This window comes from Phaeobacter porticola, assembly GCF_001888185.1.
GTDB lineage: Bacteria > Pseudomonadota > Alphaproteobacteria > Rhodobacterales > Rhodobacteraceae > Phaeobacter > Phaeobacter porticola.
Genome location: NZ_CP016364.1, coordinates 3,553,633 through 3,569,640, shown reverse-complemented (window position 1 = coordinate 3,569,640; position 16,008 = coordinate 3,553,633). Strand labels below are relative to the sequence as shown.

15 protein-coding genes are annotated in these 16,008 nt (G+C 56.2%); 4 read left to right on the top strand and 11 right to left on the bottom strand.

Features of this window, described 5'->3' with window-relative positions:
- Positions 1–42: 42 nt before the first annotated feature.
- The 4 genes from PhaeoP97_RS17140 to PhaeoP97_RS17125 all read right to left on the bottom strand — a co-directional run bounded on the left by PhaeoP97_RS17140 (position 43) and on the right by PhaeoP97_RS17125 (position 2,441).
- Positions 43–483 (bottom strand): MarR family winged helix-turn-helix transcriptional regulator, encoded by a 441-nt coding sequence (locus tag PhaeoP97_RS17140; RefSeq protein WP_072506128.1) that lies wholly within the window; start codon positions 481–483, stop codon positions 43–45.
- Positions 483–1,313 (bottom strand): carbon-nitrogen hydrolase family protein, encoded by an 831-nt coding sequence (locus PhaeoP97_RS17135; RefSeq protein WP_072506126.1) that lies wholly within the window; start codon positions 1,311–1,313, stop codon positions 483–485. Before PhaeoP97_RS17135 ends, PhaeoP97_RS17140 begins: the two co-directional genes overlap by 1 nt.
- A gap of 57 nt (positions 1,314–1,370) precedes the next feature.
- Positions 1,371–1,628, bottom strand: coding sequence for a glutaredoxin 3 (gene grxC, locus PhaeoP97_RS17130; protein ID WP_072506125.1), 258 nt, complete (start codon positions 1,626–1,628; stop codon positions 1,371–1,373).
- Between the two features lie 84 nt (positions 1,629–1,712).
- Positions 1,713–2,441 (bottom strand): ComF family protein, encoded by a 729-nt coding sequence (locus PhaeoP97_RS17125; protein WP_072506124.1) that lies wholly within the window; start codon positions 2,439–2,441, stop codon positions 1,713–1,715.
- 14 nt (positions 2,442–2,455) lie between these two features.
- Here PhaeoP97_RS17125 and PhaeoP97_RS17120 point away from each other — a divergent pair, with 14 nt between their 5' ends.
- The 3 genes from PhaeoP97_RS17120 (at position 2,456) to PhaeoP97_RS17110 (ending at position 7,563) form a co-directional block, all read left to right on the top strand.
- Positions 2,456–3,286 (top strand): methyltransferase domain-containing protein, encoded by an 831-nt coding sequence (locus PhaeoP97_RS17120; RefSeq protein ID WP_072506122.1) that lies wholly within the window; start codon positions 2,456–2,458, stop codon positions 3,284–3,286.
- 127 nt (positions 3,287–3,413) lie between these two features.
- The gene (gene hemH / locus PhaeoP97_RS17115) at positions 3,414–4,475 is read left to right on the top strand and encodes a ferrochelatase (protein ID WP_072506121.1); all 1,062 of its coding nucleotides are present in this window, start codon (positions 3,414–3,416) and stop codon (positions 4,473–4,475) included.
- A gap of 73 nt (positions 4,476–4,548) precedes the next feature.
- Positions 4,549–7,563 carry an aminotransferase class III-fold pyridoxal phosphate-dependent enzyme gene (locus PhaeoP97_RS17110; RefSeq protein ID WP_072506549.1) on the top strand — a complete coding sequence of 1,005 codons (3,015 nt, stop codon included), beginning with the start codon at positions 4,549–4,551 and terminating at the stop codon, positions 7,561–7,563.
- A gap of 93 nt (positions 7,564–7,656) precedes the next feature.
- On the opposite strand, the gene PhaeoP97_RS17105 is transcribed toward PhaeoP97_RS17110, so the two are convergent.
- Both PhaeoP97_RS17105 and PhaeoP97_RS17100 read right to left on the bottom strand, forming a co-directional pair.
- Complete coding sequence (locus tag PhaeoP97_RS17105) at positions 7,657–7,839, bottom strand: hypothetical protein (protein ID WP_072506120.1); 183 nt, start codon at positions 7,837–7,839, stop codon at positions 7,657–7,659.
- A gap of 141 nt (positions 7,840–7,980) precedes the next feature.
- Positions 7,981–8,610, bottom strand: a complete 630-nt coding sequence (locus PhaeoP97_RS17100; RefSeq protein ID WP_072506119.1) for a L,D-transpeptidase — start codon at positions 8,608–8,610, stop codon at positions 7,981–7,983.
- 167 nt (positions 8,611–8,777) lie between these two features.
- On the opposite strand from PhaeoP97_RS17100, the gene dalA reads away from it, so the two are divergent.
- Positions 8,778–9,272 carry a divisome-associated lipoprotein DalA gene (dalA, locus tag PhaeoP97_RS17095; RefSeq protein ID WP_072506118.1) on the top strand — a complete coding sequence of 165 codons (495 nt, stop codon included), beginning with the start codon at positions 8,778–8,780 and terminating at the stop codon, positions 9,270–9,272.
- 106 nt (positions 9,273–9,378) lie between these two features.
- Here dalA and PhaeoP97_RS17090 read toward each other — a convergent pair whose 3' ends face one another.
- The 5 genes from PhaeoP97_RS17090 to PhaeoP97_RS17070 form a co-directional block, all read right to left on the bottom strand.
- On the bottom strand, positions 9,379–9,897 hold the full coding sequence (locus PhaeoP97_RS17090; protein ID WP_072506117.1) for a L,D-transpeptidase family protein: 519 nt from the start codon (positions 9,895–9,897) through the stop codon (positions 9,379–9,381).
- A 64-nt stretch (positions 9,898–9,961) separates the two neighbouring features.
- Positions 9,962–10,786, bottom strand: a complete 825-nt coding sequence (locus tag PhaeoP97_RS17085; protein WP_192849669.1) for an ion transporter — start codon at positions 10,784–10,786, stop codon at positions 9,962–9,964.
- A complete protein-coding gene (locus PhaeoP97_RS17080) occupies positions 10,776–12,023 on the bottom strand; it encodes a class I SAM-dependent RNA methyltransferase (RefSeq protein WP_072506115.1) in 1,248 nt (415 codons plus the stop codon). Before PhaeoP97_RS17080 ends, PhaeoP97_RS17085 begins: the two co-directional genes overlap by 11 nt.
- An 87-nt stretch (positions 12,024–12,110) precedes the next feature.
- Entirely contained in the window at positions 12,111–13,979 is a 1,869-nt protein-coding gene (locus PhaeoP97_RS17075) for an ABC transporter ATP-binding protein (RefSeq protein WP_072506113.1), read from the bottom strand.
- Entirely contained in the window at positions 13,976–15,814 is a 1,839-nt protein-coding gene (locus PhaeoP97_RS17070) for an ABC transporter ATP-binding protein (RefSeq protein ID WP_072506112.1), read from the bottom strand. Before PhaeoP97_RS17070 ends, PhaeoP97_RS17075 begins: the two co-directional genes overlap by 4 nt.
- Positions 15,815–16,008: the final 194 nt, after the last annotated feature.

The following is a 16,008-nucleotide window of genomic DNA, read 5'->3' as shown; positions in this document are numbered from 1 at the left end:
TTCGTTGTTGGATGACCTCTTCATCAAGCAGTCGAGCAGACGTCAGTCCCGACTACCCAGTTTGATGCGGAACTCTCGCAGGATCGGTAAGGCGGACTTCACACGATCGCCACCCAATTCATCCACGACCTCAGAAATCATCGGAACAATGCTGGCCAGTGCTGCATCCCGCGCCTGACGCCCAGCCGGGCTGATCGCGACCATCTTGCGCCGGGCATCATCCCAATCGGGACGAATATGAACGTATCCTGCCGCCTCCAGCTTGCTCAGCGTATTGGTCATCGCACCACGTGTCACGTGAAACGCCTTGGCCAATTGCGCCGGCGACCGCTCGACACCTGTGCGTGCGAGATGGTTCAACACTGAAAAATGCGACAGCTCCATCCCCTTAGGCAGAACTTGTCCCAGCCGGGTCCGCGCCAGCTGATCTGCCATTAAAATCTCGCTGAACAGCGAAACCGCAAGGGAATTATTGTCATCCATCAGGGGCCGTCAAACTCTCGATCATGGGACAGCGCAGGAACCTGTCTGCGCGCTTGTGACACTTTTTCAAGGTCAAGATCAACGTAGGCGATACCAACATCTGTCCCAGCATCGGTCAGAACTTCACCCCAAGGCGATACAACAAGCGAATGCCCATATGTGCGGCGCGATTTGCCCTTGGTCGCCGGGTGGGTACCCGTCTGCGCTGGTGCCAGCACGTAACAGCCCGTCTCAATCGCGCGAGCCTGAAGCAACGCGTGCCAATGCGCAGCACCCGTCACATGCGAAAAGGCGGCCGGCGCCAGCAAGACATCCGCGCCTGCCTGAGCCAAACTGCGATGCAGATAGGGAAACCTCAGATCATAGCAGATGGTCATGCCGAGCGCGGCAAAAGATGTCTGCGCCACCACCGCGCGCGTACCGGGCCGATACCCATCCGATTCGCGATAGGTTTCCTCGGCCGTGACATCCACATCAAACATGTGGATCTTGTCATAGCGCGCCACGATGTCACCTTCTGGACCGATCAGGAATTGACGATTGGCAAAGCGCCCATCGGCATCCCTCGTTTTCAATGCAAGCGATCCAAGCGACAGCCAGATGCGGTGGGCCGCTGCCGTCTTGCGCAGTGCCGCGAGCGTCGGGTCGTCCGCTTCGTGACGCAGGACCGAACGCTGGTGGCTGCGGCTGCTCGACAGGCAGTTTGTCACCTCCGGTGTGAGGATAAATCCAGCGCCGCCAACGACCGCCTCTGCGATCATCTTCTGAACGATCAACAGATTCTCCGCAGGCTGGTCGCTTGAGGTCAATTGAAGCAATGCTGCGCGCATGGATGCTATCCTCTAATGTTCACTCTTTTTGGCCACCGGACTTGCACCCCAAGGCGTTCAGACGGCCAACAGTGGATCCAGCTTACCAGACCGATCCAACGCATAAAGATCATCACAACCGCCAACATGAGTCTCGCCCACAAAGATCTGCGGAACGGTCCGGCCACCATTGGCGCGTTGAATCATCTCGGCCTTGCGATCAGGGTCCGCCAAGACGTCGATTTCATCAAAAGTCACCCCCTTTTGCGTTAGCAAGCGCTTAGCGGCATGACAAAAGCCGCAGAGCGGAGATGTGTAGATTTCGACCGGTTTCATTCGGGTCTCCATTAAACGTGACATTTGGTCTGGCCCTGAACTTGGGCAGTCCATCCATAAATTTCCAGCCCCGTCGCGTTCAGATCACGTGTGAGTGACCCTTGCAAGGACAGCGACACGAACGGCCCTGGCACCTGCACCCAGGCAAGCCTCGCTACATGCCGTAAGGGTTGCTCCGCTGGTCATAACGTCATCTATCAATAAGACGGTACGCCCGCGGATCTGCTTGGCACGCTTCGGATGGGCCATGATTGAGCGCGCCAATGTTGCATACCGCTGACTGCGGCTCTGGCCTTCTAACGATGGTGTACGTTCGGTGCGCCGCAGTAAATCCGGACAATAGGCCAGCCCGCTGTTACGAGCCACAACCCGTGCCAGCAAATCAGATTGATTAAAGCGACGCCGCAGAAACCGCGACCAATGCAGAGGCACAGGGGCGACCAGCGGGTCGTCTTCCAGCAGTTCCGCTGCGGCACGCTCCAGCCAACCTGCAGCAGGTCCGGCAATTTCAGTGCGGTCTCCGTGTTTCAGCGCAAGGATCAAACGGCGAGCGGTGCCTTCGTAGATCAATGCGGCCCGACCTTGCTGCCAAGGCCGTGGATGATCAATGCAGTCATCACATTCCAGACGAAACCCATCATCTTCACCCATCAGCGGCACACCGCAGCCATCGCAACATGTTCCGCTGACAAACGATGTTTCGCGCCAGCATGCGCCACACAGGCCGAAATCACTGTCGACCCAATCACCACACGCAAGGCAACGTGGCGGATAGATAAGAGAAACAGCCGTTTGTATCCGCGCCTTCAACATCCTAAGTAACCCTCATGACCCAAGCCACGACGCCCCGCCCGCAGCTTTTTGATCGCAGCGCCATTGCTGCCCATCGTAACCGCCTGACACCCGAGGCGCTGTTCCTGCATGATATCGCTCGCGACGAAATTGAGGATCGGCTGTCAATGGTTAATAAGACCTTTAATCGTCCAGCGCTTGTTGCGCCTTTTGCGGAAGGCTGGGAGAGCTGTCTGCCACATGCCAAACATGTCGCCGATGACGATACCTTGGATCTGGAGGTCGGCTCACATGATCTGGTGGTCCATGCGATGTCGCTCCATTGGGCCAATGATCCGGTTGGGCAACTGATCCAGTGTCACCGCGCCCTGACCGAAGACGGATTGTTGCTTGTTCTCATGCTGGGAGGCCAGACCCTGAATGAACTGCGCAGCGCACTTGCAACCGCCGAAACGCAACTGTCCGGTGGCTTGTCACCGCGCGTCGCCCCAATGGGAGAAGTCCGCGATCTTGGCGCGCTACTGCAACGAGCAGGATTTGCGCTGCCGGTGGCCGATGTCGTGCCGCTAACGGCGAAGTACCGGGACCTCCTGCATCTGATGCAGGAACTGCGCGGCATGGGGGAAACGAATGCCTTGGCCCAGCGCCAAAAGGGCGCGACACCGCGCCGCCTGTTTAACAAGGCAGAAGAGATCTACCGAGAGACCTACGCGACCGACGACAGCCTATTGCCTGCAACGTTTGAATTGATATGCCTCACAGGCTGGTCACCGTCCGAGAACCAGCAGAAGCCGCTGCGCCCCGGATCTGCCAAGGCACGGTTGGCCGATGCGCTGAAGGTGCCGGAAACCCCGCTACCAAAGTAGACGCCTTTGGTCATAGGGGTTTCCTATGGCTCTGGTGGAATGATCCAATTGGTCATTTCCACCGTATCTTCATATTGATAGGGCGGACCAATGAACCGCTGATCGATTACGAACAGGACCCTGATAGATGCTGGACGCCACTGCCCCCGCCACCTGCCCTGCCCACGCCCCGGCTGATCACCCCAAGATCGCTCCGGCCAAGGTCGGCGTGCTGCTGGCCAACCTCGGCACCCCGGATGATTACAGCTACTGGCCAATGCGCCGCTACCTGAGCGAGTTTTTGTCTGACAAGCGCGTGATCGACTATCCAGCCTGGAAATGGCAGCCGCTGCTGCAACTGATTATCCTAGCCAAACGGCCCTTCACATCGGGTGCGGCCTATAAATCCATCTGGAATCATGACAAGGGCGAAAGCCCCCTGATGACCATAACCAAAGAACAAACCGCCGCGATGTCCGAGGCCCTGCAGGCCCGGTATGGCAGCGAGGTTATGGTCGATTTCTGCATGCGCTATGGCAACCCATCGACCAAATCCAAGGTGCGTGAAATGGTTGAAGCGGGGTGCCAGAAAATCCTGTTTGTCCCGCTCTATCCGCAATATGCTGGAGCAACCTCTGCCACCGCCAATGACCAGTTCTTTCGTGCATTGATGGATGAAACCTGGCAACCAGCCGCGCGCACCGTGGCCCCGTATTTCGATGATCCCGCCTATATTGATGCGTTGGCCCGTTCCGTCGAAAAAGCCTACAGCGCAGCCGAAAACAAGCCGGAAATTCTCGTCGTGTCTTATCACGGAATGCCCAAGCGCTATCTGATGCAGGGTGACCCTTATCATTGCCAGTGCCAGAAAACGACGCGCTTGCTGAAGGAACGGCTTGGCTGGACTGACACGGAGATCACCACAACATTTCAGTCGGTCTTTGGTCCCGAAGAATGGCTGAAACCCTATACTGTGGATCATGTCGCGACCCTTGCCAAAGAGGGCAAGAAAAACATCGCGGTGATTGCGCCGGCCTTTTCTGCCGATTGCATAGAGACGCTTGAGGAAATCAATGAAGAGATCCGAGAGAGCTTTGAACATGCTGGCGGCGAGGAGTTCACCTATATCCCCTGCCTCAACGATGATGCAGAGCATATTGACGCACTCTCCGGCGTGATCGAACGCAATTTGAAAGGGTGGCTGGACTAATCGCCACGCCCCGGTCCAAATAGCCCAAACGCCCCGGCCAACGGGGCTGCGTATGTTTGTACAGGGGCATTTCATGACTGCACTTCACTGGGCTGGCGCCCTGCAAGACCATTGGGGCATCACCGCTGAATTGACGCGGCTGGACGGGGAATATGACCTCAATTTCCGCGCAGTTGATGGCGGTGGGCAGGGCTATGTTCTGAAAGCCATGCGGCCTGGTTGCGCGCCTGACCTGGTGGACATGCAGATTGCCGCGCTAAAACACATCGCCAATACTGCCGCACACTTACCGCTTCCCCGTGTCATATCAACGTCTGATGGCAGCACTTGCCTGACGATCCCCGATGACACAGGTGCCGAACGGCTTGTCTGGGTTCAGACCCAGCTACCAGGGCGCTGTTATGCCAATAGTGCCCCGAAAACAGCTGACCTGATTGCACAGGTCGGATCGACACTGGCGGGTACCACGCAAGCGCTGGACGGTTTTGCGCACCCAGCCTTGGAGCGCGACTTCAAATGGGACCTTATGGCAGCATCCTGGGTTGCAAAGGAGACCAGTTGCATCACGGTAACTGAGCGGCGCGCGGTGATTGAGCAGATCTGTGCCGATTTTGCCGAAATCATGCCGCAGCTGAGGGCGCTACCCAAACAAGCGATTCACAATGACGCGAATGATTACAATATTCTGGTCACCGGAAACCTGACACAACCACGCATGATTTCCGGGCTGATCGACCTTGGTGACATGTGCGCGGCACCCAGAATCTGCGATCTTGCGATTGCCGCTGCTTACGTGGTTCTCGACCATGACCGCCCGCAGGCTGCCCTGGCCGCCCTTGTTAGCGGTTACCATGCGGTCTCCCCGTTGACACCAGCCGAACTGGACCTGCTGTGGCCTCTCCTACGAATGCGTCTCGCAGTTAGCATAGTCAACTCGACCCTGATGGCCGCAGATAACCCTGATGACCCCTATGTGACCATTTCTCAGGCGCCGGCTTGGCGTTTCCTAGACCAGCCTGCAGAACATGCCTCCCTAATAGCAGCACGTCTTCGGGCCGTATGCGCGATGCCCGTGGTCGACGGCGCAGACCACGTATTAACCTATTTAGAGACACATTCAGGTGAATTCGCCCCGCTCATGGGTTGTGACCTGACGGATGTACCAATGGGGTCTCTCTCCGTTGAAAACTCCACATGGCCACAAAACCCTTTCGACATGCCACTTGCAGAAGCGGCATTGGTCGGATCCGAATTCGCTGGCGAGCATGGCCAAGGCTGGTGGCTCGGCTATTACAACGAACCCCGTCTGATCTATGCCGCACCTGCTTTCCGCAAGGGCCCCTATAAAGCTAGCGATCGCCGAACTGTCCATCTGGCGGTCGACGTCTTTGCCCCGGCTAAGCAACCGCTCTTTGCCCCCATGGACGGCCAAGTGGCGGCGGTTGAGAATAGAGACGACCATTTGGACTATGGCGGCGTTATTATCCTGAAACACCACACGGATACCGGTTTGCCGTTCTACACGCTCTACGGCCATCTGGATCCAGAGTGCTGCGAACGGCTATCGGTTGGTGACAAGATTGCGAAGGGTCAGGCCTTTTGTCAGCTTGGTACCCCCGATCAAAATGGCGGTTGGTCACCGCATGTTCACTTTCAGCTGGCGCTCTCTACCAATGGGATTGAGGCAGACTGGCCCGGCGTTGCAGACCCCGATGATCTGGCGCTTTGGAATGCACTTTGCCCCAATCCAGCTGCACTTCTGAACCTGACCGCCGACAAAGTGAGCTATCAGCCAACAGACAAATCCACCATACTTGCAGGACGGCGCGCACATTTCGGCGGCAATCTCAGCCTGACTTACAGCGATCCGGTAATGCTGGTGCGGGGCTGGAAACACCATTTGTTCGACGAATGGGGCCGCCCCTATCTGGATGCTTACAACAACGTCCCCCACGTCGGACACGCCCACCCGCGTATTCAAGCAGTCGCGGCCGATCAGCTAAGGCGTATGAATTCCAATACTCGGTATTTACATCCCGCTCAGACTTCCTTTGCCGACAAGGTACTGTCGAAAATGCCAGACCACCTGGAGGTCTGTTTTTTTGTCAATTCGGGCACCGAGGCCAACGAATTGGCACTCCGGCTGGCCCGCGCTCATACCGGAGCAAAGGGCATGGTGACGCCCGATCACGGCTATCACGGCAACACGACAGGTGTCATCGACGTATCAGCCTATAAATTCAACGCAAATGGTGGCGTTGGTCCATCCGATTGGGTGGAACTGGTTGAGGTCGCCGATGATTATCGCGGCAGCTACCGCCGTGACGACCCGAATCGAGCACAGAAGTTCGCCGATCTTGTGGATCCTGCGATCGAGAGGTTGCAGGCAAGCGGTCATGGCCTCGCCGGTTTTATCGCTGAAACTTTCCCATCTGTTGGCGGTCAAATCATCCCACCCAAGGGTTATCTGCCTGCAGTCTATGACAAGATTCGCGCCGCAGGTGGCATTTGCATTGCTGACGAGGTGCAAACCGGGCTGGGACGTTTGGGGGAATATTACTTTGGCTTTGAACATCAGGGCGCATCCCCCGATATCGTGGTTCTCGGCAAACCGATAGGCAACGGGCATCCACTGGGTGTGTTGGTCACGACCCGTGCCATCGCTGAGAGTTTTGCGCAAGGGCCGGAATTCTTCTCAACCTTTGGCGGATCGACCTTGTCATGCCGGGTTGGAACCGAAGTTTTGAAAATCGTTGAAGATGAAGGGCTTCAAGAGAATGCCCGCCTACGTGGCACCGATCTGATCACCGGATTGAAGGACCTAAAGACCCGACATTCCGCCATCGGCGATGTCCGTGGTATGGGGCTGTTCTTGGGGGTGGAGCTGATTAACGCAGACGGCACAGAAGCAACAGACATTTGTGCCTACGTAAAGAACAGGATGCGCGATCATCGCATTCTGATTGGCAGCGAAGGACCGAAAGACAACATTCTGAAAATCCGCCCACCCCTTACAATTGATGCAGAAGGCGTCGCCATGATCATCGAGAGTTTGGATCACATTCTGACAGAACTAGACGCGGCTTAACGCCGTGCCAGTCACAACGGCTTTCAAATATGTCCAGCCATGAAAAAAGGCGGTGGAAAACCACCGCCTTTCTTAACGTTCTGAAACAAGCAATTAGTTGCTTGCGACAGCTGCGCCAACCAGAACCAGCAGCAGCAGCGGCAGAAGGATGCCGCTGGAGGAGCTTTCTGCCTGCTCAACGATAACCGGCGGCTCAACGATCGGCTCAGCCAGGTTGCCCGCGGATGCGGTCGAAGCAGCAGCAGTCAGAGCAGCAGCGATAACGAGTTTTTTCATGTTAACCTCCAAAAATATGCGCAGTTCAGTCCACCTGAACCACGCGCCCAAGACTTACCTCGTAATATTTTTCTAACCAGCAAAATCACGGGATTGCAATTGCTTGTTGTATGATTCAGCCTTTGGAACACACCGATGTCGTCAAATTAGCAACACTTGTGTGCCTACTTTTGTCAGCCCAAATAGCTGTGAAATATGCTCATTATATAGGCCGATGCAGCCATTCGAAGACTTGCGACCGATCTTGCGCGTGTCGTGTGTGCCGTGGATACGGTAATACTTCCAGCTCAGATACAAAGCGTGTGTTCCAAGCGGATTGTCCGGGCCCGGCGGGATATAGGCGGGCCACTCCGGATTACGCTTGCGCATATTCGGGGTTGGTGCCCAGCCTGGGCCATCAACCTTACGAATTATTTTGGTACGACCACGACGTGTCAGATCATCCGAAAGCGGTACGGAAGACGGGAATAGCCGATAGATGCTTTCGTCCGCAGACCAGAAATGTAGGGCCCGGCTGTTGATATCCACCAGAACGGCCCCGTTGCGTAGGTTATCGAAATAGGGACGCCAGTCCTTGGCACGGAAAGCTGAGATATTGCGTTGAACAGGGGCTTCCGGCTCAGGCGGCGGACGCAGCGGATCAAACCCTTCTTCAGGAACCTCAGAAGCATTTTGGGCCCAGGCTGTCGTGCTGAGACTGGTGGCGGCAATGGATGCCGAACCGGCAAGAAACTGCCGTCGTGATAAGGAGCTGAAGGGACTGCGAGTCATGACTTTTCCAAACTGCGGAGATATGCATTCGTTACACCATATCTTATGGCGCGAAAGCCGCAGTCGCAAATCAAACCCGCCATCAATGATCAATTCACCGCTGACAGGTTTGCGCCTATGTCACAGCCGGGGTATTGGATCAGCCAGTCAATGAAGCAAGGTGTAGTATGACACGTGTATTTCTGATCCTCATCGCCGGGTTGATGACCCTCGTTGCGGCCTGCGCGCCAGCCCCAGACGGCACCACGAACGGTGGCAAGGTGTATCGGGTCCGCAATGCCGACAAAGTTCAGCTGCGGATGCTCGATTCGGTTAACGCTCTGCGACAGGCCGCTGGCAAACCCGCAGTATCATTGAACCCACAGCTGACCGCCGCCGCCGCAACACACTCGCGGGACATGTCGGTACAGAATCGGCCATGGCACTTCGGCTCTGATGGCTCCTCTCCCCTGGACCGCGTTTCTCGTGCAGGCTTCACTGGTGCCATGATCGGCGAGACTATTTCGGAAACCTACGAAAGCGAGCTGCAAACGCTGACTGCATGGATGGAAAACCAGGCAACGCGTTCTGTGATTATGGATCCAAAGGCTGCCAATATGGGGTTTTCCTGGTTCCAAGAGTCCAACGGTAAAATCTGGTGGACCTTGGTTATGGGCAGCTAAGCCCTGCCATAACGCAGCATGAAAGAGGCCCGATCACCATTTGGCTGATCGGGCCTCTTTCATTCGCCAGTCTCGACTGCCACACCAGTTGCAGCTGAGCGATGTATCAGGGGCGCAACGTGATGGGCGTGCCATCCCGAACCATGGCGTAAATTTCCTCGATCTCGTCATTGGTCACCGCGATGCAACCAGCGGTCCAATCATCCACCCGCGACGCGCGCTTGCGTTGGCGAGCATCGTTCGGTTCCCCGTGAATAAAGATCTCTCCACCCGGCTTTTTACCCGCCGCAGCGGCCTTGGCCCGGTCTTGGGCATTGGGATACGAAATCCCAATTGATAGATGATAGCGGCTGTTGGGGTTTCGGCGGTCGATCAAGTAGGTGCCTTCGGGCGTCTTGCCATCTCCCTCGATCGCCTTATGGCCAAGCGGTGCAAAGCCAAGCTCCATCTCATATTCACGAAGGACTTCTGCATTGTGAAGTAGATAGACCTTGCGTGCGCCTTTGTTGACCACAACCGATGTCACCTCGGGCCCGTTATAGCTGCGAAATTTGCTCGGCCCGGAGCTACACCCCGCCAAACCAAGGGTCGCCGCCGCGCCCAATCCAAATGTGCGTCTGTCCATTATTATAGGTCTCTGCCTGATTTGCCTCAATTTCCAACTACTATGGTGGTCGGAGATTTCATAATCACTTCTTCTCGTTCGGCGGGCTAAGCGCGGTAACCTGCTGCTCAATTGCCTCTAATCTGGCCAGAACCAGATCGCGATAGGCATCGGTCCGCTCGCCCTCTTCCTCGCTGTGTGCATCCTGCATTGAGTTCACAATCAGGCCGACCAGCAGGTTCACCACCGCAAAAGTCGTGACCATAATAAATGGCACAAAGAAGGCCCAAGCATAGGGATAGATCTCCATCACAGGGCGCACGATCCCCATCGACCAGCTTTCCAGCGTCATTATTTGAAACAGCGAATACGCACTGAGCGCGAGACTGCCAAACCATTCAGGAAAGCTGTCAGCGAAGAGCTTGGTCGCGATAACAGAGCCGATATAAAAGATGATTGCCATTAGCAGGAATACCGACCCCATGCCCGGCAGCGCGGTAATGAACCCCTCGACAACACGGCGCAGACGCGGCGCGACAGAAATCACCCGCAGCACACGCAAAATCCGCAACGCCCGCAGCACTGACATGCCCTGTGCCCCCGGCACAAAGGCGATGCTGACAATAACAAAATCAAAGAGATTCCATCCGCGCAGGAAAAAGCGATGTCTCTGGACCAGAAGTTTGGCCAGCAGCTCGACCACGAAAATCGCCAGGCAGAGCTGATCAACAAATAGGACAACAGGCCCAACGCGGGACATGACCGTTTCAGATGTCTCCATTCCCAGCGTGACGGCATTAATCAGAATCACAGCCGTAATAAAATTGCCAAAGCGGTCACTCGCCAATATCGAACCAAGCCGCTGGAGTAGTGTCTGTTCTGCGCTGATGGTCACTGGTTCACCCCACATAGGAAAAGCTGGCCGCAAGCTCCGTGTGCGAGGACCAGCGGAATTGATCTACAACCTGCACCCAATCCAATCGATACCCACCATCGGTCAGGATCTTTGCATCGCGCGCAAAGGTCACAGGATTACAGGATACATATGCTACCCGTTTGGTTTTGGCCGCAGCCAACTGCACGGCCTGTGCCTCTGCTCCGGCGCGAGGCGGATCAATCACCGCTGCGGCAAATTCTGTACCAAAAGGATTGAGATCCTCAGGCAAAAGGGGATTCCGAAACAGATCGCGGGTTTCGGTTGTAACTTTCTTCAACCCCCTCGCCTGCCGCCACCCAGCATCAAGAGCCTGCAGCATCACACCCTCTCCTTCGACGGCGTGAATTTCGGCGTTACAGGCCAGTGGCAAGCTGAAGGTACCGCAGCCCGCAAACAGATCGACGATCCGCTTCGCCCCTTTCACACAGTCCTCGACTGCCGCCAGTAGCGCAGCTTCACCATCACGCGTGGCCTGCAAGAAGGCACCCGGTGGCGGGCAGACGTGGGCAGGGCCAAAGGGCTGCGTCGGCGGCTGCTCCATTCCAATCAACTCATCTTCCCAAGTAAGGCGGGCGATGTGATGCCCCTCAACAACCTGCGCCAGCGCAATCCGCAGCGGGCCGTCCAGCGGTTTGCCGTTGGTTGCCAGAACGTCCAGCCCAGCTTCAGAGAGCGTCACGGTCACAGAGAGTGGCGCCTTGCGGCTTGCCCCGGCCATTGCCAGCGCCTCGGCCATGGGAATGGCGTCGATCAACTCAGGAACCAGCAGCTGGCAATCGGGAATTTCGGTGATCACATCAGAGGCACGGCCGTGAAATCCTGCCATCGCCCCTTTTTTTGTGCGGCGCACCGACAGGGCGGCACGGCGGCGTGTTCGCGGCGCCGAAGTGACGATCGGGCGAAACTCTGTCTCTAGCCCCTGTGCCGCCAACGCATTGCGTACAATCTCGACCTTCCAAGCAGCGACAAACCCGTCTTCGGCATGCTGCAACTGGCAACCCCCGCAGGATTTATAATGCCGACAAGGCGCTTGAACCCGCATCTCTGATGGGGTTTCGACGCGAATATCTGTTAACTGATGGCCGTCGCGAATTCCGGTCACCACTTCCCCTGGAAGGGTGCGTGGCGCAAAAAGCGGGCCTTCGGCAACGCCATCGCCCTGATGGCCAAGACGTGTGATTGTAGCTGTGGTTCTGGCTGCATGTGTCATGGTCGCTGAATACCCTGCGACCATGACAGGCAAAAGGGAAATGCGCAGTCCCAGTACCGCTATTGCGACTTCAACTGCGGCCCGCGCCTATTCTGCCGCATCCTGCGGGGTCAAACTGCGCATATCATCATTCTCTTCAGTGCGAATGAACCCACCGGACTGGCGCGACCAGAATTTTGCGTATAGCCCGTTCTGCGCAAGCAGCGCGTCATGTGTGCCCACCTCCGCGATACGGCCCTGTTCCATTACAACAATACGGTCCATCTCGCTCAGCGTTGACAATCGGTGGGCAATTGCCAGCACGGTCTTCCCTTCCATTACCCGCTCTAGCGCCGCCTGAATGGCTGCTTCAACTTCGGAATCAAGTGCCGACGTGGCCTCATCCAGTACCAGGATCGGTGCATCCTTCAGAATGGCGCGGGCCAGAGCAATGCGCTGACGCTGCCCACCTGATAGTTTCACACCACGCTCACCCAGATAGGCATCATACCCAGTACGGCCTTGCCCATCCGCCAGCTGCTCAATGAATTCATGCGCCTCTGCCTTGCGAGCCGCAGCGATCAACTCCAGCTCACTGGCGTCGGGGCGACCGTAAAGAATGTTCTCACGGGCCGAGCGATTGAACATTGCGGTTTCTTGCGTGACCATACCGATTTTGCGGCGCAAAGAGTCTTGAGTGACCCCAGAGATATCCTGCCTATCGATCAGGATACGGCCATTCTCCCCGTCGTAGAGCCGCAGCAGCAGAGAAACCAGCGTGGATTTTCCAGCACCAGACGCCCCGACAATGCCCAGCTTTTCACCCGGCTGAATAGTGAGTGAGATATCCTGAATACCGCCTACATCACGTCCGTAGGCAAAGCCGGTGTTTTGGAATTCTATCTGACCATCGGAAACATCTAACACCTTTGCTGCGCCCTGATCCTCAACGCGGTCAGGGCGCGTTAGGGTCTTCATACCGTTTTCGATTTCACCGATGTTGGCATAGATGGCCATCAGAGTAAAACTGACCCAACCCGTCATTTGTGCGATACGGACTGACACGGCCCCTGCCGCAACAATATCTCCCTCACTTGCCAGACCGTCCTGCCACAACATCAGTGTCGCCCCGATCAGCAGTACCGGCAGAAAACCAGCCAATGTCATCAGGCAAAAGCGAAACGTTGCCGAGAGATAGCCAAAATGAAGTGCCTTACTGCGAAAATCAGCCATCGCGTTCTGTGCGGTGCTTTCCTCATGATCGGCATGTGCAAACAGTTTGACGGTCTTGATGTTAGTGATCGTATCAACCACCTGCCCCGATACCATCGCCCGTGCGCCAGCTCGCGCGGCGGAGCGTTGTCGGACTCGTGGTAAAAACCAGCGGATTGTCGCAAAGTAGCCAACAAGCCACACCATGAACAATCCAGTGATGCGCCAGTCAATTGCCCCCAACAATGCCAAAGCCCCCAAGAGCGAGGCCAGCGCAAAAGCTACGACATTGATAACTTCAACCGCGACTGACGTGACAGCATTCGCTGTCTGCATTTGTTTCTGTGCGATACGCCCCGCAAAATCATCATCAAAGAAGCGCACCGACTGCCCCATTGTCCAGCGATTGAGCCGCGACAGCACCAGTGGATTGACATTGGGCTGAACGATGATGGCGTTTGAGGCTGCAGACAGGCCAAAGAGAACTGGACGCAGGAATATGAAAAACCCAAGCCCCCCGACGATGATCACTATATTCCCGGCGGAAAAGAACTGCTCTGGTCCACTGGAGATTGCAGTATCAATCACAAGACCCAAAATGTAGGCGGTCCCCGCTTCCATCCCACCGGCCAGTGCCGAGCACAACGCCGCAAGCACAAGCATTGGCCAGGCCCCCGACAGACACCATCGTAAAAAGGCCCCCAGCCGATCTGGTGGGGGGCCTTTGGCCGGTTGGAATGCGTCGATCAGATTTCCAAGTCTCATTCTGCTGCCTCAGTGTTCAGGAAGCCACCGGATTGCCGCGCCCAGAACTGGGCATATAGGCCTTCTGAACGCAAAAGCACGTCATGGGTACCTTCTTCGACAATCCGACCATCGTCCAGAACCAGGATGCGATCCATCTGTGCGATAGTGGACAAGCGGTGCGCGATAGCGATCACAGTCTTGCCTTGCATCATGCCATAAAGCGTCTGCTGGATCTCTGCCTCCACCTCTGAATCCAGCGCCGAGGTCGCCTCGTCCAACACTAGGATTGGCGCATCCTTCAGGATCACCCGCGCTAGGGTTACCCGTTGGCGTTGCCCACCTGACAATTTCACTCCGCGTTCGCCGACATGGGCATCATAACCCGTCCGTCCCTGTGGATCCTCCAGATCAAGGATGAAATCATGGGCCCGCGCCTGCGAGGCTGCCTCAATCATTGCAGACTCACTTGCGTTAGGGCGACCATAGAGCAGGTTCTCGCGCACCGAGCGGTGCAACAGCGCACTATCCTGCTGCACCATTCCAATCTGGCTGCGCAAACTGTCCTGCGTGACCGCCCTGATATCCTGACCATCGATCAGGATCTGACCACCCTCTGGATCATAAAATCGCAGCAGCAGCTTCACCAGCGTCGATTTCCCGGCACCGGATCGCCCGATCAGCCCAATCTTTTCACCCGATCGAATCATCAGATTGATCTTGTCCAGACCACCGGAACCACGCCCATAATGGTGGGATAGATCCCGCAGTTCCAGCTGCCCCTTGCGCAGATCAAGCGGTTTGGCATTAGCGACATCGACCAGATCGATCGGCTGTGCGATGGTCTCCATCCCTTCGGCGACAACACCAAGCTGGCGGAAAAACGTGGTCAATGCCCACATGATCCAACCGGTCATTGCATTTAATCGCAGCGTTAGCGCAGTCGCAGCGGCAACCGCCCCAACCGAGGCCAGCCCTTGCATCCACAAAAGGATGGCCCAACCAACAACACCCACGATCAACAGTCCGTTCAGCGTCACCAATGCCGCGTCCATAATAGTATAGAGCCGCATTTCCGCCTGAAATGTCTTGCGCGTTCCTTCGATCGCCTCCTTTGCGTAGCTAAGTTCGGTATCGTGATGCGCAAACATCTTGACCGAATGAATGTTGGAATAACTGTCCACCACACGGCCCGTCACGGTTGACCGCGCATCTGATGCCGCCTGACTGGCAGGCCCAACACGGCGCACCGTCCAACGGATCAACACCCCGTACAATGCGAACCAGAGTAACAGCGGCACCATCAGACGTACATCGGCAAGCCACAGCAACAAGGCTGCACCAACCAGATAGGCAAGGGCGAAAGTGATCGCGTCAAAAACCTGAAACACCACCTCTCCAGCCGCCGGAGGCGTCTGCATGATGCGGTTTGCGATACGCCCTGCAAAATCATTCTCGAACCAGCCCACTGACTGCCGCAGGACATGTTTGTGTGACCGCCAACGGATCAGCGTGCCAAAATTCGGAAGGATAGCGTTGTTCAACAACAGCACATCAAACAGTTGCAATATCGGGCGGACCGTCAGGATAAACACCGCCAGAAAGATCAATTCGGTACCGTAGGTCTGCCAAACCTCTGCGGGCTCCCCCGAGAGCAGGTCAACAACACGCCCCATATAATGGATAAGACCAATCTCAACGGCCGCAACGATCACAGACATCAACGCCGTTACGGCAAACACCTTTTTGAAAGGCTGCGAATAGTCTTTCAGAAACGGCCACAACCGCTGTGGCGGCGTGTTGGTCTCTGGGTAGTCACAATAGGGGTCGATAAGGTTCTCGAAAAAACGAAACATGCGGGTGCTCCAGAATATGAGCATTAGGAATAGTCATGCGAATAGAGGCCAATGCCGTGGCCTCCCGACTCAGTTGTCGGACAGGTCAGGCGTCAGTCGTGCCAGATCCCGTAGTACATGCGTATTCCTCCCGTCCTGAGGTGGTTCCGAATTTGCCTCTTATGGGTAGGAAAAAAAATCTACTCTGTCACCCC